A 26,936-nucleotide genomic window follows, 5' to 3' on the forward strand; every position below is an offset into this window, starting at 1 on the left:
ATCATGCTATTTATAAAAGGAAGCATAACAAGTCGTGTTTGGTTGATTATTTTTCTTTAATGTTAAGTAACTTAAATTCAGTATATTGTAACAAATGCCCCATTTTAGATTGTTTGTAAAAGCATTATTCTATGAGTTCGGGGTTTTTAAAGAGTCTGATTTTTGTCTGTTTTTTTTATCCGGATTTTTCTTTTGCGCAAGATTATCTGGATATTTTTAAAATTGGGTATTTTAATTCCTTTAATAATTCTTTTGAAGGAAGTAGCAGTAGTACAAACGTATCGGTATTAGAAGCAGATCTAACATTTCCAATTATTTTAAATTCCAATAGTGCAATAGTTACAGGCTTTATCTTCAGTAAGAACCGCTTGCAGCTGTACCCACCAGATAATGGTGTTGAAAGCCCATATAGTAGACTATTTAGTACAACATTTAAATTAGGTTTCAGTTCTACGCTAAATGAGAAATGGAGCTTGACTTTTATATTATTGCCAAAAATTCAATCAGATTATCATGCGATATCTCAAAATGATATTTTTATTGGTGGCATTGGCATTTTGAAAATGAACAAGAGAAAAAACCTGTCCTACAGACTGGGCCTGTATAGTTCTTCTGAAGCATTTGGTTTTTATACGACGCCCATAATTGGTTGGTACTCATTGAGTAAGAATAAAAAATTCGAAATGGATATGTTTTTGCCTATTTCGGCAGATATTAATTATACCGTAAAAAATCTCACTTATGGATTTAGCTATTTTGGTATTGGCAGAAGTTTTAATTTAGAAAAGGACAATTCCAATCAATATGTACAATTGAATTCTTTGGAATTTGCTGGGTACGTACAATTAAACAGAATATTCAAAAATGTATTACTTCGTGCAAAAATAGGATTTAGCAGTGATGATTATCAAGTACATGAATATGGAAACAAAATTGGTTTTGGGTTTATAGCATTTAATTTTAAAGATGATAGGATACAGTTAAATCCAAAGATTAACGGAAGCCCTTTTCTGAAACTTGAGTTGGTTTATCGAATATTCCCAAATAAATAAATCAGCCTTTAAAAGGGCTTGAGTTTGTTTTTTCTTTTCTTTAATTATGAAGGTTCCTCATTATGTAGTTCATGGTTTTGTGGTAAACAATCAAAACTCTAGAATGGTCAATCAAAGTTAGAGCATGACTAATCAAAACTCTGGAACGACTAATCAAAGGTGTGGCATGGCCAATGTTGCCAAAAGTTTTTTCTTTTCAATTTTCTTTATTAATTCTCTGAATTTAGGCCATCCAAAGGAAGGCCAATCCGTAATCATTAATGTAGAATCCCTTGAAATCACATAATTCAGGATTCCGCTGTGCGAAATTTGCTGTTCAGTTGTCAGTTTGTAATTTATTAATTCAGAAATACTTTCCTCTATTAAACTCAATTCCGATTGATTTAAAATTATTTTCTTTTTCTCAATAACTTTAGGCTCACTTTTATCTGAATATGGATCTTTACAATCAATAATTGTGTGTTTATAGTCAGCAAAAACTTTTCCTTTCTGCTCCGTTTTGTAAATCCGAATTTCTTGTGTGTCGCCTCCCCATTCTCCGCACTTATCTCCTTTTTGTTTTAATAAAAGTTCTTGATAAGTATCAATAATTTTCAAAGTTCCATTTTCCATATTCACGAGGTTTTCAATCAAACTTTCTGCTGTTTCTACAACTTCTTCTGTTTCAGTTTTTTTGTTAGTGCAATTGGACAATAAAATTCCGATTATTAATGTCAGCAGGATTTTTTTCATAATGTCTTGTCCTGAAATATGGTTAAATGTAAAATATAAATTTAATCTTCAGATCTGACATTAAGAATAATTTCTATTAAAATGCTTGATTGTTTTTATTTGCATGTTTTTAATTGTTTTTTTAATATATATTTAAACTCCATTTAAAAGCAAAATAAGCCAATTAAAGCATGTATTTAAAACATCCTAAAACAATAAAATTTATCTTCAAAGCCATTGCTTGGGAGTTACTTATTATAGCGATAATTTGTGTGATTATTGGTGAGCTCGATGACAATTTATATTTGTTAGATGAATTTAACTTGGCAATTCCTTCTTTTTTAGGTACAGTTTTGGTAGTTACCATAGCTTTTAGAACCAATAAAGCTTATGCAAGATGGTGGGAGGCTAAACAAATTTGGGAAGAAATCGCTAATAATACTAGAAGTTTTAACCGTTTTGTTTTAACTCACTTAAGTTTTGACGTTGCAAAAAGAATGGCTAAAGAACAAGTTGCATGGGCTTATATTCTTGCATATAGATTAAGGGGAAAAGAAGTTCCTAAAGAATATTTAAAGTATTACACAACAGAAGAAATTGAAAGAATAAATAAGCACGATAATCCAAATCAAATTATCTTATTATTTCAATCAGAAAGACTCATAAAAAAATATAGAGATGAAAAAATAAACATTTTTCTTCATACAAAAATGGAGAGCTTTTTATATCAGATTGAAGCAGACATGGGTAAAGCAGAACGTATAAAAAAAACTATAATCCCAACTATTTATGACAGACTTATCCATATTACCATTTACATATTTGTCATAATAGCAGTATATTTTATAGATGATGACAAAACTTTTTTTGAAGCATCTGTTACGTTTATAGTATCTGCACTTTTTTTAGCATTTTACCGAATTGCAAAAGAATTAGAAAATCCTTTTGAAAATACCCCTTCAGACACACCGATGCTTTCTGTCTGCCATAATATTGAACAGGAACTTAATGATTTGATAGGAGAAAAAGTTGAACACAAAAACCCATATATAGATGATAAATTTATTATGTAATTGAAGAACTATGCTTATAAATACAAAAATACCATTAAGCTACGTTTTAGGTAGAATTAAATATAAAATATTGATTGTTATCATCTTGGCAATAGCAATGGGTTTTGGTGGTGATCTAATTGATAAATATGCTGTCATACAGCACCCAATAGGAATACCGGCCTTTGTTGGTACTGCTTTAGTTTTTATTCTAGCCTTCAGGACCAATCAAGCTTATGACAGATGGTGGGAAGCTAGAAAAGTTTGGGGGGCAATAGTAAATGATAATAGGTCCTTATCTCGTTTAATTTTAACATTTATTAGTGAAGATGAAAAAGAGCTCAAAGAAAGGATGATTATGCGTCAGGTAGGTTGGAATCATATATTAGTAAAAAGATTAAGAAAACTACCCATTTCAGAAACTCAATTACAATATTTTGATACCAATGAACAAGTTAAGATTAAAAATGCTGTTAATGCCAATCAAGTTATTTTAAAATTGCAGTCTGAAGATTTAAAGAAAGTACTTTTTTCAAATAAATTAGACATCATACATCACATAGAAATTGAAAAAATATTGACAGCTTTAGAAGCCTCTTTGGGTAAAACCGAACGTATTAAATCAACTAAATTTCCTGTTTTATACGATTTGTTAATTGTTATTTCAATTTATGTATTTTCAGGCTTATTAGCATTGGCAATAGTAGATTCGGCACACTTCTTCGAAGTCATTTTTACTACCGTAATCTCAACTATATTTTTATCGTTAGAACAAATTTCTGTAGACATGCAAGATCCTTTTGAAGATTTACCTAGTGATATTCCTATTTCTAGCATATCCTACAGTATAGAAAGAGGTTTGTTGCAATTAATAGAAAAAAATGCCTTATCCGAACCTCCTGTTGGGGGTAAATTTTGGGTTAAATAATCCCTCCCTAAAATAAAAAGTCTATTAAAAAACGCAGTACATGGTTCAAATTCTGATTGTAGCCTTATTTCAGGATGAGTCAAAATTAGCTACAGCGTTGAGATAAATTCTGTTTTAATTGATTTTATCGACTGATAAGCGAAGTTAGTTTTTTCAATCCACAATTTCAATATGTACTTATACGTAATTACTAATAGTTATAAACTATTCAGGAAGTTTTGAGCTGTTTTAAAATGAGCTTGTCTGGTTGCATTATCCTGTCGGTTGAGGTTGTGGGCCACCATACTGGTTCTGGGGTTTGATTTAAAAAAATCTTGCTGCTTGTTTACAAAATTCCAAAACAAACCATCCCAAATAGCCTCCCAGTCACCGCTACCGTAATTGCTCATTTTTTTAATATAGTTGGAGCTCGATATATAAGGTTTTGTAGCAAACAAACCACCATCGGCAAACTGGCTCATACCATATACATTGGGCACCATAACCCAGTCATAGGCATCAATAAACAGTTCCATAAACCATTTGTAAACAGCATCCGGATGAAACTCACAAAGCAGCATAAAGTTGCCTAAAACCATCAGGCGTTCTATATGGTGACAATAACCCGTTTTAAGCACTTTTTTAATGGCTTCATCAACAGGTTCTATACCTGTGGTCCCATTGTAAAACGAGGCAGGTAGTTCCCGCTTAAATCCCCAAAAATTTTTGGTTCGCGAAAAACTACCTTTGTGCTCGTACATGCCACGCATAAATTCGCGCCAACCTAATATTTGGCGGACAAAGCCTTCCAAAGAATTTATGGGAATTTGCTCTTGTTCTGCAAAGGAAATAGCGGCCTCAATAATTTCGTTGGGCGCTATCAAACCCACATTAAGCATGGGTGTGAGCACACTATGGTTTAAAATAATTTCTTGTTTGACAATGGCATCTTCATAAGCCCCAAAATCATAAAAGCGGTATTCTAAAAATTGCTGTAACCAATCTTTAGATTCTTCAGGGGTAATAGGGTAGAGGCGTTCTTTAGTCAGTTCGCCAGGATTGTTTTTAAAATGGGTTTCAGTATAATTTACAGCCTGATTCCAGTACTCGGATGCATCTGGGTAATGGATGCTTGGCGGTGTTTTATCTTTAGGATATTTTTTTCGGTTTTCGGTATCGAAAGTCCATTTGCCGCCTTTGGGATCCTGATTGTTATCTAACAGGATGTGTCGTTTTTTACGTTGTTGTTTGTAAAAGACGGTCTGGGAGAAGTTCTGCTTATACGGCTTAAAAAATTGCTTGAGATCATCTGGAGTATTGATAAACAAAGGGTTGTTATATGTTACCAGTTTGTTACCATCTAAATTGGATTTTAGGTGTTTTTCCAGCCAGTTATCAACGGGATCTATGACATGATATTCGGTTACGCCTTCTTTATTTAGTTGATCAATTAATAATCGAATATCAGATAGGTTATTCTCGCTATCAATATATACAACGGAATGGTTGTCTTTTATGAGTTGTGCCTCATAGCATTTCATGGTTGCTCTGTGAAAGGCTATTTTCTGTTTGTGAAATGCATATTGTTTGAAAAACAAATATTCTTCAACCAGATATTTAGGATAATCGTTTTCTAGCAAAGGCGATTGAGAAAACAATTGATGCGGAAATATGATATTGACAGCTTTCATGTCTTGCAAATAATAGATTAATTATCTCATTGAGGTTTGAATTGCAGCATAGCGAATGGGATCAATTTGATTAATCCGCCGTTGAATACTTTCTATAGTCGTTGGAAAATCTATCGTTTGGCTATTTTATTGTTGGAAATAGTTCGTTGTCTTGAACATTTGAATCTACTTATGTTCACATTACGGCGTTTGAGGTGCTTTTGACTCACACCGCTCTTCACGCGTTTTCGCCACAATTTAAATGAACTCGGTTTTAGTTCTTTGCGCATGATTTCAATGACATCGGATTCCGATAGCCCAAACTGATAATCAATAGCTTCAAAAGGTGTTCGGTCTTCCCAGGCCATTTCTATAACCCTGTCCAGTTGTCTTAAATCCATAAACAATTAAAATGCGATATTTTTAATTCTAATGTGATTCGCTTTTAAATCGAACATCAAATTGTAAAGACCAAAAAACGACCGGTTCATATAAATAAAGTGCTTTGACCCACGATTACCATTCATTTTGCGAAGTTGTGTGTTTTTAGAGTATTTCTCGCCCAATCGCGCAATATTTCCAAAAAAGTCAGCGTTTGAAAAATCAAAATATTCCTCATGCAGGGGTTGCGTAAACAGACTCAACATCTCATGGAACATTTCTGAAAAAAAGGCTATTTCTTTTGGAGAATCATCTGGTCTTAAAATTTCCAATTCATACATTTTTTGAGTGAAACGTTCTTTGTTATTCAAATTTTCTTTCAGTGCCAATTCAAAATAGGGTATATAGAATTCTTCCGGTATTTCCTTCATACAGCCAAAATCCAAAACAATTAAATCATTGGAATTGGATACTAAAAAGTTACCTGGATGCGGATCGGCATGTACTTTCTTTAATTTATGAATTTGATACATGTAGAAGTCCCATAAGGTTTGCCCAATTTTGTTCGCCAGATCTGCGTCTTGATTATGTTTAGTGAATTCTGACAAATGAATACCTTCCATATAATCCATGGTAATAATGCGTTCTGACGATAAATCCTCGTAATAGTTTGGGAACAGTATCCCTGGAATGTGAGAACAGGCATCTGCTATTTCCTGGCTTTGCTGGAGTTCCAGTACATAATTGGTTTCTTCAATCAATTTACTCTCAACCTCCTTAAAATATTTGTCTGAACCATCACCTTTAATATTAAACATGCTCATGGCAATGGGTTTAACCATAGCTAAATCTGAAGAGATACTTTCGGCAACACCAGGGTATTGAATTTTCACAGCTAATTTTTTCCCGTCCTTTTGGGCTATATGTACTTGACCAATACTGGCGGCATTGACTGATGTTGCCTGAAACATATCAAATATTTCATTGGGTAATTTTCCAAAATACTTTTTAAATGTTTTAATAACTAATGGAGGTGATAATGGAGGGACTGAAAATTGTGCCAAGGAAAATTTTTCAACATAAGCTCTTGGCATGATACTCTTCTCCATACTCAACATTTGGGCAACCTTCAAGGCACTTCCTTTGAGTTGCTTCAAACCATCATATATATCGGAAGCGTTATTTTCATTTAACCGTTCTTTGGCTTCAATTTCGGTTTTGGTAAGTTTATCACCATAATACTTCAGGTAATTAACACCTACTTTCGCTCCTGTTGACACCAGTTTGGAAGCGCGTTGTAATTTTGATGTTGGTATTTTGTCTATGGTTTTCATGGTAGGCATTAGTTCATGAATGATTTTTCTTTTATGATAAACTTGCCTAAGTCAATTAAGCTTTTTAAGGCTGAAACGTCCAAGAGGTCAAATGTAGCATTGACAGATTTCTCAATGAAAATATCTGTTTTTTCAAAATTTGCAGATTGATCTTGCATCCAGAATTTGAGGGTAAATAGTAGTTGAGCCCAGGCAGTTTCTTCAAGTCCTTTGGTTTGAATGCTATCAATTTGCTTGTTTTTAAAATCAGGTAAATCAATATGTAAACCTTTAATGTAAGATTTGAAACTTTTTCGTAAATGGGATAACATTTTGAGATTTTTAAGCTGATTGGAATGTTGGCTTAATATGTACTTGACAAAACTTCTATTGGCTGTCAAGTTCTCAAAGAATGTATAGTAAAAACTCAATAACTGATGCCTAGAGTCGTATGATTGATAATCTTCACTGTTATTTAAGACTTCTAAAGTGCTGTTGAAGAACTCGAGAAATATTTGTTGGTCTAAAACTTCTATAGACCCAAAATATTTGTAAAAGGCTTGTTCTTCGAAGTTGTAAGCTTTTGCCAAGGCATAAACTGATTGAGGACGTTTATTATTTTCCAATACGTAATCCATGTAGAAGCCTAATATATCTTGCTGGGTTATTTTTTTCTTTCTTGCCATGATAAAATATAATTTTGTTTAACTTTTAAATAAAAAAGTTAGACAAAAATAAATAATTATTTTTTAGTTAACAAGCAAATAGCTTCTTAATAAATAGTTAATTAACAATTGATTGCTGTTAATTAACACAACGCTAACATCTTGCAGTTCAGTTTGTATCTAACTTCAACCCAACTAATTAATCCACTTTATTATGAAACAGATTAACTTTTTTTCCGTGTTGATTTACTTCGTGTTTAGCCTCTCGGCTCATGCACAACTAAACACGCCTCGTGGTAGCCAACAAGCTACGGTTACACAGCGTGTGGGAATTACCGATATTAGTATTACCTATTCAAGACCCAGTGTCAATGGTCGCGATATCTGGGGAGCATTGGTGCCTTATGGAATGAACAATTTAGGTTTTGGAACATCTAAAGCTGCTCCTTGGCGTGCCGGAGCTAATGAAAATACAACCATTTCCTTTAGTCATGATGCTTTTGTGGAAGGCAAACCCATTAAAGCGGGTACCTATGGATTATTTTTTGAAGTTAAAAACAATGATACTGCAACTTTAATCCTTTCAAAGGATTACCAGGCCTGGGGAAGTTTTTATTATGACCAAAAAAACGATGCCTTAAGGGCTGAAATTACCACCAAAAAAGCAGCGTTCCATGAGCTCTTGACGTTTGAGTTCAACACCGTTAATCCCAATGATGCGGTAGCATCATTAATTTGGGGAGATAAGGAATTTCCATTTAACTTATCTGTTGATGTTACCGATGTGGTTTTGGATGAATTTCGTAGTAAAACCAACGGTCAATTTGGTTTTAGTCGTCAAAACTGGGAACAAGCAGCTGCCTATGCACTAAATAATGGCGGTGATTTAAATGAAGCGCTTGGCTGGATTGATGGTGCTATTTCGGGGAATTTCTACAGTCAAAAAACGTTTAATAATTTGGCAATTAAAGGTCAAATACTGAATAAGCTCGGACGCACAGATGAGTATGCATCTTTAATGGATGAGGCTGCAGCTATAGCTAATAAACAACAGTTAAATGCTCTGGGCTATCAAATGATGAATGCGAAAGACTACGATCGAGCTGTGAAATTTTTTAAGCAAAATATAGCGAATTATCCTGAAGACCCTAATGGATATGATAGTTTAGGTGAATGCTACAAAACCATGGGAGAAAACCAAAAAGCAATAAAGAACTTTAAAAAATCGTTATCCATGAACCCACCTGAGAATGTCAGAACCAATTCCGAGAAACATCTCAAAGAATTAGGTGCTTTGTAAGGTCATCAATCCAATCACCAATAGTTTGTTTAAAGGGCTCATCCACATGCGGTTGAGCCCTTTTAACTGATATAATTCCAGATATTCCGGTATTTGGCCATTTGTCTATAAGTATTCAAAATAGCTTTGTTACTTGGTGAAGATAATGATGGGTCATTATTCAAGATTTGTTTCGCATAATATCGTGCAGATTTTAAGATATCATTATCTTTTATTAAGTCCGCTATCTTGAGATTGAGGACGCCGCTTTGCTGGGTGCCCATAATGTCGCCTGGGCCACGGAGTTTTAAATCTACTTCGGCAATTTCAAAACCGTCATTGGTACGTGCCATGGTTTCTAATCGGGTTTTACTATCGTTACTCAGTTTATGGCTTGTCATTAATATGCAATAACTCTGTTCGGCGCCGCGACCAACACGACCTCGCAACTGATGAAGTTGGGATAGGCCAAAGCGCTCGGCACTTTCAATGACCATTACAGAGGCATTGGGAACGTTTACACCTACTTCAATTACGGTTGTGGCTACCATAATTTGGGTTTCGCCTTTTACAAAACGTTGCATTTCATAGTCTTTGTCAGCCGCCTTCATTTTTCCATGCACTATGGATATTTGGTATTTTGGCTTTGGAAAGTCCCTTTCAATACTGGCATAGCCATCCATTAAATCTTTGTAATCCATTTTTTCGCTTTCCTGAATGAGTGGATACACAACGTAAATCTGCCTACCTTTTTCTATTTCATCTCGGATGAACCTAAAAACTTTCAGCCTGTTTTTGTCATATCGATGGACTGTTTTGATGGCTTGTCGTCCAGGAGGCAACTCATCAATTATAGAAATGTCCAAATCACCATAAACCGACATGGCTAAAGTTCTTGGAATAGGTGTTGCGGTCATGATTAAAATATGTGGCGGAATGGCATTTTGAGCAGGCGCGTTTTCAGGATTTTGGTTTGGACCTTTGTGCCATAATTTGCTTCTTTGAGCTACTCCAAAACGATGTTGCTCGTCGATAATAGCAAGTCCTAAATTTTTGAATTTTACAGTATCTTCCAAGAGGGCATGAGTACCAATTAGGATCTGTAATTGACCATTTTCAAGATTTTTATGAATTTCTTTTCGTTCTGAAGTATTACTTGAGCCAGTTAATATTTTTATGCTGATTTTCAATTTATTACACCACTCAAGTAATCCGTTATAGTGCTGGACTGACAAAATTTCAGTCGGAGCCATTAAACAGGCTTGAAAACCGTTGTCAAGTGCCATGAGCATTGACATGAAGGCAACTATGGTCTTCCCGGAACCCACATCGCCCTGTAACAAGCGATTCATTTGTGCCTGACTACCTAAATCGGTTCGAATTTCCTTAAGCACACGCTTCTGGGCCTGGGTCAATTCAAAAGGTAAATGGTCATTAAAAAAGGTATTAAAATAATCACCCACTTGATTGAAAGGAAGGCCTTTTATTTTTGATTTATGAATGAGGTTTTTTAAAATTAGTTGTAATTGGATGTAGAATAATTCTTCGAATTTTAATCGGTATTGTGCTTTGGTTAAAAGCTCCTGATTTTTTGGAAAATGAACATTGAATAATGCATCGCTTTTTGATAGTAATTTTTGGGCTTCCAGAAGTTCAGGTGATAAGGTTTCTATAAAACGACCGTTGGTTTCCAAAAACAACTGTTGCATAGTTTTAGTGATTACACGATTGCTGATGCCTTTGTTGGTCAATTTTTGAGTAGAAGGATAGAGGGGCTGCATCGCAGAACTTAAACTTTTATTGTGTTCCGATAGCAACTCCATATCTGGGTGGGGCATGCTAAACTTGCCATTAAACCAATTGGTTTTTCCGAAAATTACATAAGGGGTCTGTAGTTTTAAGCTATCACGTATCCATTTCTGGCCTCGAAACCAAACTAGTTCCATGGTTCCTGTGTCATCCTGGAAGGTTGCTACCAGGCGTTTCCCTTGTTTTTGTCCAATTTCTTCAAATTTGACAATTTTCCCTACAACCTGAACGTCAGAACTATTGCGCTCAAGGTCACTTATTTTATAGTATTTAGTGCGGTCTAAATATCTGTTCGGAAAAAGATTTAGTAAGTCTTGATAGGTGTGAATACCTAATTCTTTTCGTAATAGGTCTGCTCTGTTTGGACCAACATTTTTTAAGTAATCTATGGGAGTTTGTAAGTTTACTGCCATCTTAAGTTTATGGAAGACTAAAATACAAGTTTATTGACAGATTTTCATAAATTGCATTCTGTTAATTTAAAAAATCAAATAACAGTATGAGGTATTTTAAAGCCGCAATATGGTTTATAGCAGTCGTGGTTATGGCGGTTAGTTTTAATTGTAGTAGCGACGATAGTTCTGGTGACAATTCGGGAGCAAATTTAATTGTAACAGGGTCATTTATCCATTTTGGAGAGGTCGATGTGTTAAGTGTTTCTGGTTCACAGGCTGTTACAGTCAAGGGGCAGAATTTAACGGCAGGTCTCAATGTAACTGTAACTGAAAATTTTGAGGTGTCATTGGATGATATAAATTTTTCAAATAATGTGTCAATTTCAAAAAGCGATGCCAATTCAGGAAATGTTTCGGTATATGTGAGGTTCGCGCCTCAAGAAACAGCTGTTGGAAATGTTCAAGGAACCGTAACGTTTCAAAGCTCGGGGGCAACGAATAAAGTTTTGAATGTTATAGGTATAGGGGTTAGTATTGCTCCTGTGGTCACGGTTAACCGGGTTAGCTTGGATTTTGGTGAAATAGTTGTTGATCAGGTTTCTGATGTCCAGCAAATAATAGTTAATGGGGATAATTTGGAAAACGCAACTACGGTGAATGTTTCCAGTGATTTTGAAGTGTCTTTAGATGGGGTTTCTTTTGGTGATTCTGTTTTAATAGATGTGGCTAATGTAAATGATAATACAGTTGTATATGTGCGATTTGCCCCTTCTTCAGCTGAAGAGCTGTCCGGAATTTTGACTGTTCAAAATGCTTTAACCGATGATGTTGAAGTAGCATTGACTGGAACAGGGTTACCGATTATTCATAATTATATGACCTTTGATCAGCAGCCATTGGGCTTTGGAGGTGGTTTTAATCAGTCGGCTTCTCAAGTGTTTAATTTGCATGATGATATATCGAATGTAGCTCAAATTAAAATGTACCTGCAAATAGACTGTCCAAGCACAGGCTGTGATGATTGGGACCGATTTGCAAATATAAAAGTAAAGGATTCGGATACGGGGAATTGGTTTGAAATAGGAAGATATATTACACCTTATTGGGTTGGAACTCAACAATTGGAAAGAGGTTTGGAGTTTGATGTGACTGATTTCAAAAGTTTATTAACTGGATCTGTAGAAGTCCGCATTTACATTGAAAACTGGACTCAAAAGGCCGATTTGATTACGTTGGAATTTGATTATATAGAAGGAACGCCAGATTTCCCTTATTATGCGGTATCTGAAGTACTAGGTTTTCATGCAAATTCTATTAGCGGCGTGCCTTATGGTGTTGCTCACGGGCTTGATTTGGATAAATCAGTATCTATCCCTGCCAATGCCGAAAGCACACACTTAAGGACTATTATTTCAGGTTGGGGACATGCTACACCGGCAGATTCGGACGGCAGGCCATGTGCGGAATGGTGTTATCGTGCTCACGATGTAAAAATCAATGGTGTCAATACTTTTGTTCATGATTTGGGTCCCATAGGTTGTGCGTCAAACCCTGTTAGTAATCAAGATCCGGGGAATTGGCAACCAGATAGAGCAGGTTGGTGTCCGGGTATGGCTGTGCCAGTAAGAACAGACAATTTTGCTGCGTCTATGGCTGGAAGCACCTTTACTTTTGAATATGATTTTGAGGACTGGACCAATAACAACGGTAATGGTGATGCGTATTATGCAACTTCTACTTATGTAGTTGTTAAAAGCAATACAGCTATATCGGCTCCGTCAGTGTCAGATTAAAATATAAGAGTTTTTAATAGAAAGGCACGTTTTTATACGTGCCTTTTGTATTTTGGTACTATCGTTGATAACGCATTAATATGAAATTCACCTTGGTTTTGTCTTTGTTTCTGTGGGCTGCGTCTTTGATGGCGCAACAAACGGATTATGTTGATTTTATTTCTGCAAAAGCTAATGTCTTTGAGATAGGCACTTCCGAAGGGTATATAGGTGGAGAAGTGGTTTATAATTTTACTGTTTTAAGGGACGTGGATTCTATTTTTGTTGATGCGATGAATTTTAAACATTCAGCAGTTTCGTTGGGTGATTTTGAGGCAAAAGAGCATGAATATGATGGAAAGCATATTATTGTGAGAGAGTCCTTCAAATCAGGACAAAGTTATAAGCTATCGGTAAGTTGGGTTGCAAAGCCCTCCAAGGCCTTATATTTTGTGGGTTGGGATAATGATGCGCCTGATCAGGTCTGGACACAAGGACAAGGAAAATACACGAGTAGTTGGTTACCGAGTATTGATGATATGAATGATAAAATTGAGTTTGATCTAACTATCACTTTTGATAATGATTATCAGGTTCTTGCAAATGGTAAGCTGATTGATAAAGATGTGGGGCAAGAGAAAACTATTTGGCATTATGATATGGAGCGCCCAATGTCCAGTTATTTGGTTGCTTTAGCAATTGGAAAGTATGATAAGTATGTTGAGACTTCTGAAAGCGGTATTCCTATTGAAATGTATTATTATCCCGAAGACTCCTTGAAAGTAGAGCCAACTTATCGTTACACAAAGCAAATATTTGATTTTTTGGAACAGGAAATAGGTGTGCCTTATCCATGGCAAAATTACAAGCAGGTGCCTGTGCATGATTTTCTCTATGCTGGTATGGAAAACACCAGTTTAACGATTTTTTCTGATGCTTTTGTAACTGATTCCATTGGTTTTAATGACCGAAACTATGTCAATGTCAATGCGCATGAATTGGCGCATCAGTGGTTTGGTGATCTCGTAACGGAAACATCGGGAACACATCACTGGCTTCAAGAAGGTTTTGCAACCTACTATGCGCTATTGGCTGAAAGGCAGGTGTTTGGTGATAATTATTACTACTGGCGATTGTATGAGTATGCTCAAGAGTTATTCGATCAGGATAATAATGGACAAGGAACATCTTTGTTGGATCCAAAATCCAGTAGCACAACATTTTACAAACGTGGCGCTTGGGTGTTGCATGCTATTAAGGAGCTTGTTGGTACAGAAGTCTTTAAGCAGGCTGTAAAAAACTATTTAAATGAATATCAGTTTAAAAATGTGGAAACTGCGAATTTTATTCAGGAGGTAGAAAGACTACACGAAAAGTCATTAGACGATTTTGTTTCTGAATGGCTTGAGGCTAAATCTTTTCCATATAATCAGGCTATGGCAAGTTTGGAGAAATCGGTTTTTATGCAAGAGTATCTCATGGCAGATTGTGAAGCTAAAACGTCTAAATGTGATTACTTTATGGAAGCTCCTTTGTCTGAAGAGGCTAAATCTAAAATTATATCTCAGGTTCCTGAACGAGTCACTCTAGAGGTTTTTAGGGATGGTTTAAAGGTCAGGCAAGCCATTGCTGAGCATGTTGTGGATATACCCATTTCTTTTAAAACAGCTTACGAATCGCTTTTGCATGATAAATCCTATATCACCATTGAGTATGCGCTCTATAACCTTTGGAATAGTTTTCCAGAAGAGCGTCCAAAGTATTTAAATGAAACAGTGGATATAACAGGTTTAAATGATAAGAATGTACGCTTACTCTGGTTAGTTTTGGCTTTATCGACAGCAGATTATCATGAAAGCGACAAACAGACTTATTTTGATGAGCTGGTCAACTATACGTCTTCGAATTATAGTTTTGAGGTGCGTATGGGTTCATTTTCCTATTTGGAAGCCATTGGATTATTTCCGGAACAGGCTTTGAGGCATTTGGTTGCTGCAAGTAGTCACCATAGTTGGCAGTTTAAACAGTTTGCGAATAGGCTATTGGATAGATTGTCAAATAACGAGACTTATGCCAGGCAAATTCAAAACATTAAAAACCAACAATAATATGAGGGCTTTGGTTATTTCTGGAGGAGGGAGTAAAGGTGCTTTTGCTGGAGGCGTGGCCCAATACCTGATTCAGGAAAAGAACCACCGATATGATATGTTTATTGGAACTTCAACTGGGAGCCTGTTGGTTTCACATTTGGCTTTGGGGCAAGTGGAAGCTATTAAACAGATTTATACAAATGTGACTCAAGATGATATTTTTGATAGTTGTCCGTTTATCATCAAAAAGAAAAAAGGATTGGAAACTATCGCAATCAATCATGTAAATGTGTTACGAAATATCTTAAAAGGTCAAAAAACCTTTGGGGAAAGTCATAATCTAAAGAAATTAATTCAGAACAGCTTTTCGGAAGAATCTTTTTTAGAACTTAAGAATGGAGCAAAAGACGTTGTGGTGACTGTTTCTAATTTATCCTTGAATCAGGTGGAGTATAAATCAATAAAAGATTTTGATTATAACGAATTTTGTGAATGGATATGGATTTCTTGTAACTACACCCCATTTATGACTTTGGTTAAAAAGAATGGTTGTGAATATGCCGATGGAGGACTGGGTTCCATGGTACCCATTGAGGAGGCTATTAGACGTGGAGCTACACATGTAGATGCGGTTATTTTGCAAACTGAAGTCACACAACTAAACCGAATGCCATCGCTCAATGCGTTTTCATTGTTAACAAATATGTTTGCGTTTATGTTGGATAGAATTGAAAGTCAGAATATTAGAATTGGCAAATTTGTGGCATCCAATCACGAAGCTATTATTGATTTTTATTACACGCCAACCGTCTTGACTACAAATTCATTAATTTTTGATAAAGAAAAAATGACCAAGTGGTGGTCCAGTGGCTTTGATTACGCCAAACATAAAAATCAGCAAACGAGTCCATTAGAGATAGCGACATAATATGAGAGCATTAGTAATATCTGGAGGAGGAAGTAAAGGGGCGTATGCAGGAGGTGTAGCTCAATATTTAATGGAAGAACAAGGGAAGGAATATGATATGTTCTTGGGTACATCAACCGGAAGTTTATTAGTGCCTCATTTGGCTGTAAACAATATTCCGAAGCTTTATGACATTTTTACTAACGTGCAACAGCATGACATTTTTAGCGTTAGCCCTTTTGTACAGAGAAAAAAAGGGGATCGCGAGTATGTTTCCATTGATTTTGTAAACTCTTTATGGCAATTTGTTCGTTTAAAAAGAACTTTTGGAGAAAGTAAAGCCTTAAGACGGAATATTAGAAAGAACTTTACGAGAGAGGAGTATGAGGTCATCAAATCAACTAAGCATGATTTAGTGGTAACAGTATCCAACTTGTCTAAAAACAGTGTAGAGTACAAATCCATTCAAGATTGTACTTATGAGGAATTTTGTAATTGGATTTGGATTTCCTGTAACTATATTCCGTTTATGTCCATTGCTAAAGTTAATGGTTATGAGTATGCTGATGGCGGGTTGGGTTGTGTAGTGCCTATCAGGGAGGCTATCAAGCGCGGTGCAACCGAAGTGGATGCTATTGTATTGGAAGCTGAAAACATGGAGCGAAATAAGGTGTTGGGTAAAAATCCATTTTCACTGATGCTCAATTTATTCGGCCATCTTTTGGATCAGGTTGAACGGAATGATATTATCATAGGTCAATTAGCTGCAAAAAATAGAGGTGTCAAGCTTAATTTATACTATACACCGACTGCTCTTACTGAAAACTCATTGATTTTTAGTAGACGGTTAATGGTTAAATGGTGGGAGCAAGGCTATGAATATGCTAAACTTAAACATGGCGATCCTACCACATCTCGCTGACTTCTTGTTTTATAAAAGACAAAGCAGCGTCACTAGGTGCACGCTTCTCCATCATTTCTGTTAATACAACCTCACGTAGTTTATTGGCTGAATCGGTTTTTTCTAAAAGGCCTGCTTTCCGAATTAGCTGAATGGTGGCATTTTTGGCGGCTGTAATAATGTTCCAGCACTCATCACTTAAATAGATTTGCTGTGATAAATTGTGTTCAAACTCCTGTTCAATTGTTTGTATAAGTAATGATTCGTAAATATCTTTATCAGAAGAAGTTGGATGCACTCTAATAAGTAATTTAGAAGGTGTTATTCGCTCTAAAAAAAGCGCCATACGTTCATAAGCTTGTAATCGTAATGGCATGGCATTCACTTGCATCTCCTTTTGCAGCAAAAAACGGCGTCTGCCATCTTCATTTTTGGTGTGTTCCTTAAAAAAATAATATGCAATCGCACCTGTTATCAGCGCTGGAATAGCATATAAAAATAAACCAATAATTTGTTCCGTATCCATAGTTTGTAATTTCAATAACAAACATAATGTGTTTTACAAACTAAACAAAATCATCTATAAACTTTATAATAGTGTAGATTTTCAGAAAAATGACAATTTTGTAAATACTTGAAAAACAGAATAATAAAAAATAAAAACGCATTTTATCGAAAAAATATGCATTTCATAGAGTTGTTTTTTGTATATTAGCACCCTAAAGTCTGAATATTTTAAAATTAGTAACCCCAAATCTAATGAAAAATAGGACCAACCTAAATCGTAGCATGGCTACTTATGTGAAATTGAGACTGCATCATTTTTGTCTCGTCGTTATGATGCTTTCATCCTTTTATGGATTCTCGCAATTTACTGCCATTCCAGATAGTCAATTTGAAACGGCTTTAATACAATTGGGATACGATTCTTATCCATTAGATGGACAGGTGCTATCACAAAACATTGCAACCATTAATTATCTTAATCTTAATGGTCGTGGAATATATGATCTAACTGGCATTGAAGACTTTAGTTCGTTGATTTATTTAAATTGCAGTAGTAACAATCTAACCGAACTGGATTTGACTTCAAATAACAATTTGATACAGGTTAAATGTTATTATAATCAACTTGAAACCATTGACTTCCCAATTAATTCTAATTTAACGAGTTTGATTTGTCATTCTAATGATATCTCGGAATTGGATTTATCAAATTTAGATTTATTAGATGAATTTGATTGTTCCAATAATACCATTCAGCAGATAGACTTGAGCCACAATACACTTTTGGCGAAATTAAACTGTAGTACCAATGAAATATATCAAATTGATGTAAGCAACAACCCTCTTTTAGAAGAGGTTATTTGCAAAAACAATTTGATTGAGGAAATCAATGTTGGCTCTAATAGTTCGCTTGAAATATTGGATTTGTCTTATAACCTTCTACAGGGTATTGATTTAAGTCAAAATGCATGGTTGAAAGAATTTAGCTGTAACAATAATCTATTGTCTGGTTTGGATCTCCAAAGCAATACTGCTCTTGAAGTTTTAAATTGTAATATGAACCGCTTGACGGCCTTACTTGTAGATGAAAACCTTGAACTTTTAAGCTTATCATGTGGACAAAATCAATTAACTGAATTAAATATTACAGCAAATACAAATCTAAATAACTTATCCTTCTATGATAATCAAATAAGTGATATTGATCTTTCAGAAAACACGTATTTAAGACAGTTATACGGATATAATAATTTGCTTGAAGAACTTGATATTACTAATAATGTATCCATTACGCATTTATCGATTGGTAACAATTTTTTGACAGCTTTGGACGTGACTCAAAATAGTATTTTGAATTACTTCAACTGTATCAATAATCAGATTACGAGTTTAGACTTGTCGAATAATGGTCAATTGAGACGATTGCTGTGCGAGAATAATGACCTCGAATTTTTAGATGTTGCTAATGGGAATAATACGGCGATTAGGGATTTCAGTGCTTACAACAATGCTGTTTTAACTTGTGTTATAGTAGATGATCCGGAATATAGCACCCAGTGCTTGGACTTTAATTGATGAGCAGACCGAATATAGTATTGATTGTGCTAGTTTATCGGTTGAAAATTTTGATTCCAACTCTATTTCATTGTTTCCGAATCCTGTAAATGATGTTGTTACAATTTTAACGGATCAGGATTTGAAATTTAATTTAGTAAGCGTCAATGGACAAATTATATTAAATGGGGAATTAATTCGAACGAATAAATCCATTGATCTTTCACAGCTTTCAGATGGTGTTTATTTCTTGAAATTGATTTCGGAATCAGGAAGTACTATTAAAAAAATTATTAAAGAATAAAGATATTTTATTTGAGTGTTAGTTAATGATGCTTCAGATTATTGTTGTAGGATAATTTGAAGCATTTTTAATAGTTACCACCTAAATATGGACATGTTTTTAGAGCGTTCACATTTGAAAATGTCACTTCTGTTTTTTCGTACATGTAGGTTCTATTTAAATTTTCCGATAAGTTGTGGTCATCTACATTCACATCTATATCTTTCATTTTAAACTGACATGGGTGTTCATAACCTGCAGCATGGGTTATCTCAATAAATTCTTTACGAAAGGTTCTAAAATACTGGGCTAATCGTTCAGATTTTAAAGGGATATTGATACCGCTTTGTAACCATTTGCTTTGAGTGGCTACGCCACTAGGACAACGATTCGTATGGCAGACTTGTGCCTGAATACAGCCAATACTCATCATGGCTTCTCGAGCAACATTAATACAATCTGCGCCCATAGCAAAAGCCATTGCCGCTTTAGCTGGAAAACCTAGTTTTCCACTGCCAATAAAAACAATGCGTTCTGTGAGCTGCTTCCTTTGAAATACCTTATAAAGATCACTAAAGCCATAAACCCAGGGTAGAGAAACATGATCCGCAAAACTCGGAGGTGCTGCACCTGTACCACCTTCGCCACCATCAACTGTTATAAAATCAGGTCCTTTGCCAGTTTTAATCATTAAATCTGCCAATTCTTCCCATTCATCCAGTTTGCCAATTGCTGCTTTGATACCAACCGGTAAACCGGTATGTTCTGCAATAGATTCAATGAATTCCATCATTTCGGGGACGTTTGAAAATGCAGAATGGTTGGGAGGTGACAAAACATCTTTTCCTAGAGGGACATGTCTGATATCGGCAATTTCCTTTGTGATTTTTGCTGCTGGTAAAACACCGCCTTTTCCAGGTTTAGCACCCTGTGATAATTTAATTTCTATGGCTTTAATAAATGGATTCTTTTGAACCAATTTAACCAGTTTGTCCATTGAAAAGTTTCCCTCTTCATCACGCACTCCAAAGTAGCCTGTACCAAAATGGAAAATAACATCGCCACCATGACTGTGATAAGGAGATAAGCCGCCTTCGCCTGTATTATGGTAGGCATGAGCAATCTTAACGCCTTTATTAAGCGATTCCACAGCTTTAGCAGAGAGGGAACCAAAACTCATAGCAGATACGTTAATAACGGAAGCTGGACGATATGGTTTTTTACGCTTATTGTAAAGCCCCATGACTTTGGCACACGGTAAAAAGTTTTTGTCTATAGCATTAGGATGATTTTTATCAATTTTATAAGGCATCATGGCATTATTGATAAAAATATGCTGGTGTGCATAAATGTCCCTATCCGTCCCGAAACCTTCATAATTGTTTTCTTTTTTTGCAGAGGCGTAAATCCAGCCTCTTTCAATTCTGTTAAAAGGAAGTTCTTCTCGGTTATTGGCAACAAAGTACTGTCTGATTTCAGGACCAATGCTTTCAAATAGATATCTGATATGGCCAATGATTGGGAAATTATGACTAATGGTGTGCTTTTTCTGAATAAAAATGTCTCGTATCGCTATTAAAAAAAGAATAATAACTAGCCACACCCACCAATTAACTCGCCAAAGAAATTCGAAAAAAGTACCCATTAAGTATTAATTTGAAGTAAATATATTTAAAATAATGGATATATTTAGTGTGTGCACAAGGCTTTAAAAACAATAGTAAAGATATTAATGGCTGCCATATTTGTTGTGGTGCTAACTGTTTTTTTTGGTGAAATGTATCTAAAGGGCAAAATAGAGAATCTGCTTAAAAATAGGTTGCCTGAATCTGTTAATTTGACATACTCCGATTTGCAGTTAAGCTTGATGCGTGATTTTCTTGAAATTCAAAACCTGGAATTTACTCGAATAGGTGAAATAAGCAATAAAACGAATTTGGAAATTAAGGTTAAATCATTGACAGTTGACAATATAAATTATTGGAATTATCTTTTTGGGGATACCATTCAAATTGAAGATTTGAAAATTTCGGAGCCTATAATAACATACTATCATAATAAACAGGTTCACAAAGAGGGGTACAGTGCTGAAAAAGTGATTCAATTAAATGAAAGTGTTTCAATATCCCATTTTAAAATTAGTAATGGATCTCTGGCAATTTATGATTTTGTTACAGATTCCATAAAAACAAATATTAAAGGTTTTAATTTATTATTAAACGAAATGACTTTGAATACTGAAACCCAAAAAGAAATGATACCTGTTAAGGTGGGTTCGTATAATTTGGAGTTAGATAGTTTGTTTTTCAAACTCAATGATTATGAGGATTTAACTACGGGAAAATCAAAGTTTTCCAATACATCATCTACATTAAAAAATATCAAGTTAAAAACAAAGTACTCAAAAAAGGAACTTTCTAAAATCATATCTGTTGAGAGGGACCACTATAATTTGGAAGTAGATTCAGTTAGCTTGCATAAAATGGATTTAGGTTATATGAAGGACAAGGTCTTTTTTGTTAAAATTCCTAAAGCGGTTTTTTATGAACCAGTTTTTGAAGTCTACAGAGATAAACTGGTTGCTGACGACCCCAAAATAAAAAGTTTGTATGGAAAAATGTTAAGGCATCTAGATTTTAAACTATCAATGGACACTATTAAAGTTAAGAATGCAAACATTAAGTACTCTGAAAAGGTTAGAGAAGATAGATCTGCCGGAGAAATTGTTTTTTCCAATTTTAATGCTGATATAGAAAATTTAGGAAATACATATTCAAGTCCTAATGAGACTATTCTACAAATAGATACAAATTTTATGGAACATGCGCCACTTCATGTAATGTGGAAATTCGATGTTAATAATACCCAAGATGAGTTTCTGTTTCAAGCGGAAATGGGCAAATTGAATGCTGACCAACTAAACAAATTTACACAGCCTAACTTTAATAAGCGTTTTGAAGGCGAACTGGATAAGACATATTTTACCATTTTTGGTAATTCGGAAAAATCTCAAATTGATTTTAAAGTAAAATATGATTTTTTTGATATTGTTGCGCTCAAAAAAAATGGTCAAGAAAAAAATCGATTTCTTTCGGACATTTTCAACATATTCATCACAAAAAGCAGTAAAAAAGGGACAGATGGTTTTGTTGAAGTTACACGTCATGACATCCAGCGCAATAAAACAAAATCTGTGTTCAATTATATTTGGATTAATACGAGGGCAGGTTTAGTTAAAGCCATGACAATTGAATAATATGTTTTCTTAAATTGTTTATAATTATTCATAATTCTAACGCCCAAAAACATGTACATTGGTTATTTTCACACTTTAAAAGATTTGAAGTTTGGAGAAGTATTTAAGCCAGCTAAATGATGCGCAATTAGCGCCTACTTTGCAGAAAGAAGGCCCCATGATTGTAATTGCAGGTGCAGGTTCAGGTAAAACGCGGGTATTAACTTATAGAATTGCCTATTTGATGAGTCAGGGTGTTGATGCCTTCAATATTTTGGCATTGACATTTACCAATAAAGCGGCGCGTGAAATGAAAGCCCGTATTGCAACCATTGTTGGTGAAAGTGAAGCCAAGAATTTATGGATGGGCACCTTTCACTCGGTGTTTGCTAAAATTTTGCGATTTGAAGCAGATCGATTGGGTTATCCCAGCAACTTTACTATTTATGACACCCAAGATTCTGATAAATTGATAGCATCCATTATCAAGGAAATGAATCTGGATAAGGATGTATACAAATACAAGCAGATTCGCTCACGCATTTCTTCTTACAAAAATAGTTTAATAACTGTAAAAGCCTATTTTCAAAATCCAGAACTAATAGAGGCTGATGCCATGGCTCGTAGACCCAAAATGGGTGAAATCTACAAAAACTATGTAGAGCGCTGCTTTAAGGCAGGTGTTATGGATTTTGATGACTTGTTGCTAAAAACCAATGAGTTATTGACCCGTTTTCCTGATGTTTTAGCTAAATACCAGGATAAGTTTCGATATATTTTGGTGGATGAGTATCAGGATACCAATCATTCACAATATTTAATAGTAAGAGCCTTGTCTGATAGATTTCAAAATATTTGCGTCGTGGGAGATGATGCGCAAAGTATCTATGCCTTCCGTGGTGCGAATATCAATAATATTTTGAATTTTCAACGGGATTATGACGATGTCAAAGTATTTAGGCTTGAACAGAACTACCGATCTACTAAAAATATCGTTAATGCAGCCAATTCAATTATTGACAAGAATCAAACTAAATTAGATAAAGTTGTATGGACTGCTAATGATGAAGGAAACAAAATTATTGTTAACAGGTCGTTGACGGATGGTGATGAAGGTCGATATGTAGCGAGTTCTATTTTCGAAAATAAAATGCAGAATCAATTACAAAATAGTGATTTTGCCGTTTTATATCGTACCAATGCGCAATCGCGTGCTATTGAGGATGCTTTGAGAAAACGAGATATCCCATATCGTATTTATGGTGGATTGTCGTTTTATCAGCGCAAGGAAATCAAAGATGTATTGTCTTATTTGCGATTGATCATTAATCCAGCGGATGAAGAAGCTTTGAAGCGCGTTATCAATTTCCCGGCTCGCGGTATTGGCCAAACTACCATTGACAGGTTAATTGTAGCTGCAAATGGTTATAATCGATCGATTTTTGAGGTTATGGAGCATATTGACAAACTTGAAATCAATATTAACTCTGGTACACGTAATAAACTCCAAGATTTTGTAACATTGATTAAGAGTTTTCAGGTCTTGAATCAAACGGCTAATGCTTTTGAATTAGCCGATCATGTGGTCAAAGCTAGTGGTCTAATCCGAGAATTTAATAAAGATGCTACACCAGAAGGTGTTGCCAGAATGGAAAATATTGAAGAGTTACTCAATGGGATCAAGGATTTTGTGGAAGGCCAGAAAGAATTGGCTGATGCCACTGCATCATTAGCCGAATTTTTAGAAGATGTGGCTTTAGCAACCGATTTAGATGCCGATAAAGGTGATAGCAATCATGTGGCACTCATGACGATTCATTTGGCAAAAGGGCTGGAGTTTCCATATGTTTATATCGTAGGGTTGGAAGAAGACCTGTTTCCAAGTGCCATGAGTATGAATACCAGAAGTGAACTGGAGGAGGAGCGTCGTTTATTTTATGTGGCATTAACGAGGGCTGAAAAACAAGCGTATTTAACCTATGCATTATCAAGATATCGCTGGGGTAAATTAATTGACTCTGAACCAAGTCGCTTTATTGAAGAAATTGACGATCAATATCTAGATGTTATTACCCCTATTGAGGAACGTCGGTTTAATCCCATGCTTGATGCTGATATTTTTGGAGATATTGAACCCAATAAAATTAGATTTAAAAAACCCGTTCAACCATCATTCAAAAATAAGGGCAAACCTATTGAGAGGATAGAAAAGAAAACGGTCACAACGCCTAAAAATCTGAAGCCGGTGGCTCAAGCAAATGGCAATACCAATTTGTTTGACAATAAGCTTTCAGTTGGAAATGTTGTTGAGCACATGCGATTTGGTAAGGGTGAGGTCTTAAAAATCGAAGGTGCAGGAGGCGATACCAAGGCTGAAATTAAGTTTGATAATGGTGGTGTAAAAAAACTATTACTACGCTTTGCTAAATTAAAGGTGATCAGTTAAGACTTATTTAACCATAATAACTGAATTGATATTGCCGTGACCATCGTATTCTTTTACTGGGTTATTAGGATCAACATACCATTCATCTTCAATAATAAACTTATAATGATGCTTTCCACCTGAAAGCCATAAGTTGTAGGTCCAGCCATAGTCTGTCTTTTTCATTTTATAAGAGTTTTCAGACCAGTCGTTAAAACTTCCAGAAAGAATGACTTTTTGAGCTTCTGTAAATCCTTTCAGATTAATAGTGACGAGTTTGGTAATGTCAATGACTGAATTAAATTCTCCAAATTCATTCTCCACTTTATTTGGATTACCAGGGTCTTCTATCCATTCTCCATCGACAATGTAGCGATACTCATAGACACCCGGATTAATTTGTAATGATAATTCCCAGCCATTTTCTGTTTTAGCCATTTTAAAATGATCTTCATTCCATTTGTTAAAGGAACCAGCAATAATAACTTTTTCGGCATCTTTAAATCCTTTTAGCCTGAAACAGGCATTTCCATTTTGATCTTGGTAGGCAGTGTAAAGCTTGAGATTGTAAACAGGAAGTTCAATTCCATCTTCAGTTTTGGCAGGTACAATGTTTGCAATTTCGTTATTGGGCTCTGCCCAGAATTTCCCATTAACCAAAAACTTAAATTCCCATGAAAATTCATCGGTGAAATCCGTTACTTTCTTTCGTAATTCGAAAATATTTTCATTAATCCGCTGCATTTTCCAATCGTCACGAGTCCAGTTGTTAAACTGACCGGAAACAATGACGTCATGGATTTTAAAGTCTTCAAAATCATCTGCAAACTGATATTTATCAGAGGTTATTTTTTCGTAATCTCGCTTATCAAAAGTAAATACCACATCATCACCATCAATGCGATATCCTTTAATTGTTTTTTCCTGGGAGAAACCTAGAAGCGATAAACAAAAAAAGAAACCAAATACAATATGTATTAAACCTTTTCTCAATGTTGTGTTATAGGATACTCTATAAAATAGAGCATTTCTTTATGATAGTTGATAATTGTTCGTTTTGATTTTAAAAATTCGTACCCTAATATACCATCTAAATCTGTACCAAATGCTTTATTCATTTGATTAAAATTTGTCAAGACCGTATTCATTGGACCGAAAAATAGTGTTTCGCTCAATCGGACTCTGTGCATTTTTCCGGCAATGACTTCAATTTTTTTATTACCAGCACCGACTAAAGTTAATCGTTTTTTAGGAATAAAGTTTTTTAAAATCTCTTTATTGAGATTTTTACTTATTTGATTGAATTCCGCTGCCGTATCCAATCCGAATTTCAACTTTTGGTTATCAACATCACCATAGAGAATGATTGTATGGTTTTTGAGGGTAAAATTGAGACTATCGACTATTTCTTCTAAATAAACATCTTTATCTAGCTTATTTCCATCTCGATCTACTTTTGATAATGTTATTTGATTTAGGTAGAGATCTATAAAAATTTCATATTCTTTGAGAACTGAAAAACCAATAATACCCAAAAGCTTTACTTTTTTACTGTTCTCGATATGAGACAGATCAATAACATCAGAATTTATGGATTCCAGTTTGAAATTCTCAAGAACAAAATCCTTGATTTGTTTTTCGTAGGGATTATCAACGGCTTCTAAAATGCCATAGGACTGATTGTCTTTTTTTTGATGTTTATAAAGGGTTTTAAAGTGAACCTTATTCAGGATCATGGCTTCAGATCCGGTATCAATGATGAAGTTTCCTTTCTGCCCATGAATTTCGGCTTCCACAACAATCAGGTGGTCAACCAGTTTGAAGGGTATTCGGGTAGTATGCTCATTAATTTTTTCGGACTTCGTAAAAATAATAGCCTTTTTCTTAATGACATCATTGGCCCTTAAAAAACAAGAACAGAATACAAGTAAGAGGAATAACAAGAGTCTTGGCATATTATAAAGACTCAAAATGACGGTAAATGTTACATAAATTCAGGCTTTTTTAATCAAAATTTATTTTTATTAC

The 26,936-nt window shown here is 34.9% G+C and carries 22 protein-coding genes; 12 read left to right on the forward strand and 10 right to left on the reverse strand.

The window, feature by feature from the left end:
• Positions 1 to 131 precede the first annotated feature (131 nt).
• Positions 132 to 1,052, forward strand: a complete 921-nt coding sequence (locus ACKXGU_RS13750; RefSeq protein ID WP_463465839.1) for a DUF6268 family outer membrane beta-barrel protein — start codon at positions 132 to 134, stop codon at positions 1,050 to 1,052.
• Positions 1,053 to 1,205: 153 nt separating this feature from the next.
• Here the strand turns inward: ACKXGU_RS13750 and ACKXGU_RS13755 are convergent, their stop codons facing one another.
• A complete protein-coding gene (locus ACKXGU_RS13755; RefSeq protein ID WP_463465840.1) occupies positions 1,206 to 1,784 on the reverse strand; it encodes a hypothetical protein in 579 nt (192 codons plus the stop codon).
• A 170-nt stretch (positions 1,785 to 1,954) separates the two neighbouring features.
• On the opposite strand from ACKXGU_RS13755, the gene ACKXGU_RS13760 reads away from it, so the two are divergent.
• Both ACKXGU_RS13760 and ACKXGU_RS13765 read left to right on the forward strand, forming a co-directional pair.
• Positions 1,955 to 2,836, forward strand: coding sequence for a bestrophin family protein (locus ACKXGU_RS13760; RefSeq protein ID WP_463465841.1), 882 nt, complete (start codon positions 1,955 to 1,957; stop codon positions 2,834 to 2,836).
• A 10-nt stretch (positions 2,837 to 2,846) separates the two neighbouring features.
• Complete coding sequence (locus tag ACKXGU_RS13765) at positions 2,847 to 3,743, forward strand: bestrophin family protein (RefSeq protein WP_463465842.1); 897 nt, start codon at positions 2,847 to 2,849, stop codon at positions 3,741 to 3,743.
• Between the two features lie 197 nt (positions 3,744 to 3,940).
• On the opposite strand, the gene ACKXGU_RS13770 is transcribed toward ACKXGU_RS13765, so the two are convergent.
• From ACKXGU_RS13770 to ACKXGU_RS13785, 4 genes are all read right to left on the reverse strand, one after another.
• A complete protein-coding gene (locus ACKXGU_RS13770) occupies positions 3,941 to 5,413 on the reverse strand; it encodes a cryptochrome/photolyase family protein (RefSeq protein WP_463465843.1) in 1,473 nt (490 codons plus the stop codon).
• Positions 5,414 to 5,523: 110 nt separating this feature from the next.
• Positions 5,524 to 5,793, reverse strand: coding sequence for a TIGR03643 family protein (locus tag ACKXGU_RS13775; protein WP_463465844.1), 270 nt, complete (start codon positions 5,791 to 5,793; stop codon positions 5,524 to 5,526).
• A gap of 6 nt (positions 5,794 to 5,799) precedes the next feature.
• Positions 5,800 to 7,107: an ABC1 kinase family protein gene (locus ACKXGU_RS13780; protein WP_463465845.1), complete on the reverse strand. Its 1,308-nt coding sequence runs from the start codon at positions 7,105 to 7,107 to the stop codon at positions 5,800 to 5,802.
• Between the two features lie 8 nt (positions 7,108 to 7,115).
• A complete protein-coding gene (locus ACKXGU_RS13785; RefSeq protein WP_463465846.1) occupies positions 7,116 to 7,772 on the reverse strand; it encodes a TetR/AcrR family transcriptional regulator in 657 nt (218 codons plus the stop codon).
• A gap of 193 nt (positions 7,773 to 7,965) precedes the next feature.
• Here ACKXGU_RS13785 and ACKXGU_RS13790 point away from each other — a divergent pair, with 193 nt between their 5' ends.
• On the forward strand, positions 7,966 to 9,051 hold the full coding sequence (locus tag ACKXGU_RS13790; protein ID WP_463465847.1) for a DUF2911 domain-containing protein: 1,086 nt from the start codon (positions 7,966 to 7,968) through the stop codon (positions 9,049 to 9,051).
• 62 nt (positions 9,052 to 9,113) lie between these two features.
• Here the strand turns inward: ACKXGU_RS13790 and recG are convergent, their stop codons facing one another.
• Positions 9,114 to 11,252 carry an ATP-dependent DNA helicase RecG gene (gene recG / locus ACKXGU_RS13795; RefSeq protein WP_463465848.1) on the reverse strand — a complete coding sequence of 713 codons (2,139 nt, stop codon included), beginning with the start codon at positions 11,250 to 11,252 and terminating at the stop codon, positions 9,114 to 9,116.
• 86 nt (positions 11,253 to 11,338) lie between these two features.
• On the opposite strand from recG, the gene ACKXGU_RS13800 reads away from it, so the two are divergent.
• The 4 genes from ACKXGU_RS13800 to ACKXGU_RS13815 all read left to right on the forward strand — a co-directional run bounded on the left by ACKXGU_RS13800 (position 11,339) and on the right by ACKXGU_RS13815 (position 16,925).
• Positions 11,339 to 13,027, forward strand: a complete 1,689-nt coding sequence (locus ACKXGU_RS13800; RefSeq protein WP_463465849.1) for a peptide-N-glycosidase F-related protein — start codon at positions 11,339 to 11,341, stop codon at positions 13,025 to 13,027.
• Positions 13,028 to 13,107: 80 nt separating this feature from the next.
• Positions 13,108 to 15,114: a M1 family metallopeptidase gene (locus ACKXGU_RS13805; RefSeq protein ID WP_463465850.1), complete on the forward strand. Its 2,007-nt coding sequence runs from the start codon at positions 13,108 to 13,110 to the stop codon at positions 15,112 to 15,114.
• A gap of 1 nt (position 15,115) precedes the next feature.
• The gene (locus tag ACKXGU_RS13810) at positions 15,116 to 16,024 is read left to right on the forward strand and encodes a patatin-like phospholipase family protein (protein ID WP_463467440.1); all 909 of its coding nucleotides are present in this window, start codon (positions 15,116 to 15,118) and stop codon (positions 16,022 to 16,024) included.
• 1 nt (position 16,025) lies between these two features.
• A complete protein-coding gene (locus ACKXGU_RS13815) occupies positions 16,026 to 16,925 on the forward strand; it encodes a patatin-like phospholipase family protein (protein ID WP_463465851.1) in 900 nt (299 codons plus the stop codon).
• On the opposite strand, the gene ACKXGU_RS13820 is transcribed toward ACKXGU_RS13815, so the two are convergent.
• Positions 16,909 to 17,430 carry a DUF7935 family protein gene (locus tag ACKXGU_RS13820; protein ID WP_463465852.1) on the reverse strand — a complete coding sequence of 174 codons (522 nt, stop codon included), beginning with the start codon at positions 17,428 to 17,430 and terminating at the stop codon, positions 16,909 to 16,911. The genes ACKXGU_RS13815 and ACKXGU_RS13820 overlap by 17 nt on opposite strands.
• Before the next feature lie 233 nt (positions 17,431 to 17,663).
• On the opposite strand from ACKXGU_RS13820, the gene ACKXGU_RS13825 reads away from it, so the two are divergent.
• Positions 17,664 to 18,986: a leucine-rich repeat domain-containing protein gene (locus ACKXGU_RS13825; RefSeq protein ID WP_463465853.1), complete on the forward strand. Its 1,323-nt coding sequence runs from the start codon at positions 17,664 to 17,666 to the stop codon at positions 18,984 to 18,986.
• Complete coding sequence (locus tag ACKXGU_RS13830; protein ID WP_463465854.1) at positions 18,946 to 19,269, forward strand: T9SS type A sorting domain-containing protein; 324 nt, start codon at positions 18,946 to 18,948, stop codon at positions 19,267 to 19,269. The genes ACKXGU_RS13825 and ACKXGU_RS13830 overlap by 41 nt, the downstream gene beginning before the upstream one ends.
• Before the next feature lie 67 nt (positions 19,270 to 19,336).
• On the opposite strand, the gene ACKXGU_RS13835 is transcribed toward ACKXGU_RS13830, so the two are convergent.
• Positions 19,337 to 20,893, reverse strand: a complete 1,557-nt coding sequence (locus ACKXGU_RS13835) for an FMN-binding glutamate synthase family protein (protein WP_463465855.1) — start codon at positions 20,891 to 20,893, stop codon at positions 19,337 to 19,339.
• 87 nt (positions 20,894 to 20,980) lie between these two features.
• On the opposite strand from ACKXGU_RS13835, the gene ACKXGU_RS13840 reads away from it, so the two are divergent.
• Entirely contained in the window at positions 20,981 to 22,504 is a 1,524-nt protein-coding gene (locus ACKXGU_RS13840; RefSeq protein ID WP_463465856.1) for a hypothetical protein, read from the forward strand.
• Between the two features lie 91 nt (positions 22,505 to 22,595).
• Positions 22,596 to 24,929 carry an ATP-dependent helicase gene (locus ACKXGU_RS13845; protein WP_463465857.1) on the forward strand — a complete coding sequence of 778 codons (2,334 nt, stop codon included), beginning with the start codon at positions 22,596 to 22,598 and terminating at the stop codon, positions 24,927 to 24,929.
• Between the two features lie 3 nt (positions 24,930 to 24,932).
• On the opposite strand, the gene ACKXGU_RS13850 is transcribed toward ACKXGU_RS13845, so the two are convergent.
• Positions 24,933 to 25,901, reverse strand: a complete 969-nt coding sequence (locus ACKXGU_RS13850) for a hypothetical protein (RefSeq protein ID WP_463465858.1) — start codon at positions 25,899 to 25,901, stop codon at positions 24,933 to 24,935.
• The gene (locus tag ACKXGU_RS13855) at positions 25,898 to 26,863 is read right to left on the reverse strand and encodes an aspartyl protease family protein (protein WP_463465859.1); all 966 of its coding nucleotides are present in this window, start codon (positions 26,861 to 26,863) and stop codon (positions 25,898 to 25,900) included. The genes ACKXGU_RS13850 and ACKXGU_RS13855 overlap by 4 nt, the downstream gene beginning before the upstream one ends.
• Positions 26,864 to 26,936: the final 73 nt, after the last annotated feature.

Source organism: Hanstruepera sp. CR43 (assembly GCF_055227665.1).

Excerpts from the sequence above, each read along its gene's own strand:
- ACKXGU_RS13805 (WP_463465850.1), top strand. The coding sequence starts at position 13,108 with ATGAAATTCACCTTGGTTTTGTCTTTGTTTCTGTGGGCTGCGTCTTTG.
- ACKXGU_RS13750 (WP_463465839.1), top strand. The coding sequence starts at position 132 with ATGAGTTCGGGGTTTTTAAAGAGTCTGATTTTTGTCTGTTTTTTTTAT.
- ACKXGU_RS13825 (WP_463465853.1), top strand. The coding sequence starts at position 17,664 with ATGAAAAATAGGACCAACCTAAATCGTAGCATGGCTACTTATGTGAAA.
- ACKXGU_RS13760 (WP_463465841.1), top strand. The coding sequence starts at position 1,955 with ATGTATTTAAAACATCCTAAAACAATAAAATTTATCTTCAAAGCCATT.
- ACKXGU_RS13770 (WP_463465843.1), bottom strand. The coding sequence starts at position 5,413 with ATGAAAGCTGTCAATATCATATTTCCGCATCAATTGTTTTCTCAATCG.
- ACKXGU_RS13820 (WP_463465852.1), bottom strand. The coding sequence starts at position 17,430 with ATGGATACGGAACAAATTATTGGTTTATTTTTATATGCTATTCCAGCG.
- ACKXGU_RS13765 (WP_463465842.1), top strand. The coding sequence starts at position 2,847 with ATGCTTATAAATACAAAAATACCATTAAGCTACGTTTTAGGTAGAATT.
- ACKXGU_RS13815 (WP_463465851.1), top strand. The coding sequence starts at position 16,026 with ATGAGAGCATTAGTAATATCTGGAGGAGGAAGTAAAGGGGCGTATGCA.
- ACKXGU_RS13780 (WP_463465845.1), bottom strand. The coding sequence starts at position 7,107 with ATGAAAACCATAGACAAAATACCAACATCAAAATTACAACGCGCTTCC.
- ACKXGU_RS13755 (WP_463465840.1), bottom strand. The coding sequence starts at position 1,784 with ATGAAAAAAATCCTGCTGACATTAATAATCGGAATTTTATTGTCCAAT.
- ACKXGU_RS13775 (WP_463465844.1), bottom strand. The coding sequence starts at position 5,793 with ATGGATTTAAGACAACTGGACAGGGTTATAGAAATGGCCTGGGAAGAC.
- recG (WP_463465848.1), bottom strand. The coding sequence starts at position 11,252 with ATGGCAGTAAACTTACAAACTCCCATAGATTACTTAAAAAATGTTGGT.
- ACKXGU_RS13785 (WP_463465846.1), bottom strand. The coding sequence starts at position 7,772 with ATGGCAAGAAAGAAAAAAATAACCCAGCAAGATATATTAGGCTTCTAC.
- ACKXGU_RS13855 (WP_463465859.1), bottom strand. The coding sequence starts at position 26,863 with ATGCCAAGACTCTTGTTATTCCTCTTACTTGTATTCTGTTCTTGTTTT.
- ACKXGU_RS13810 (WP_463467440.1), top strand. The coding sequence starts at position 15,116 with ATGAGGGCTTTGGTTATTTCTGGAGGAGGGAGTAAAGGTGCTTTTGCT.
- ACKXGU_RS13800 (WP_463465849.1), top strand. The coding sequence starts at position 11,339 with ATGAGGTATTTTAAAGCCGCAATATGGTTTATAGCAGTCGTGGTTATG.
- ACKXGU_RS13840 (WP_463465856.1), top strand. The coding sequence starts at position 20,981 with ATGGCTGCCATATTTGTTGTGGTGCTAACTGTTTTTTTTGGTGAAATG.
- ACKXGU_RS13835 (WP_463465855.1), bottom strand. The coding sequence starts at position 20,893 with ATGGGTACTTTTTTCGAATTTCTTTGGCGAGTTAATTGGTGGGTGTGG.
- ACKXGU_RS13790 (WP_463465847.1), top strand. The coding sequence starts at position 7,966 with ATGAAACAGATTAACTTTTTTTCCGTGTTGATTTACTTCGTGTTTAGC.
- ACKXGU_RS13830 (WP_463465854.1), top strand. The coding sequence starts at position 18,946 with ATGATCCGGAATATAGCACCCAGTGCTTGGACTTTAATTGATGAGCAG.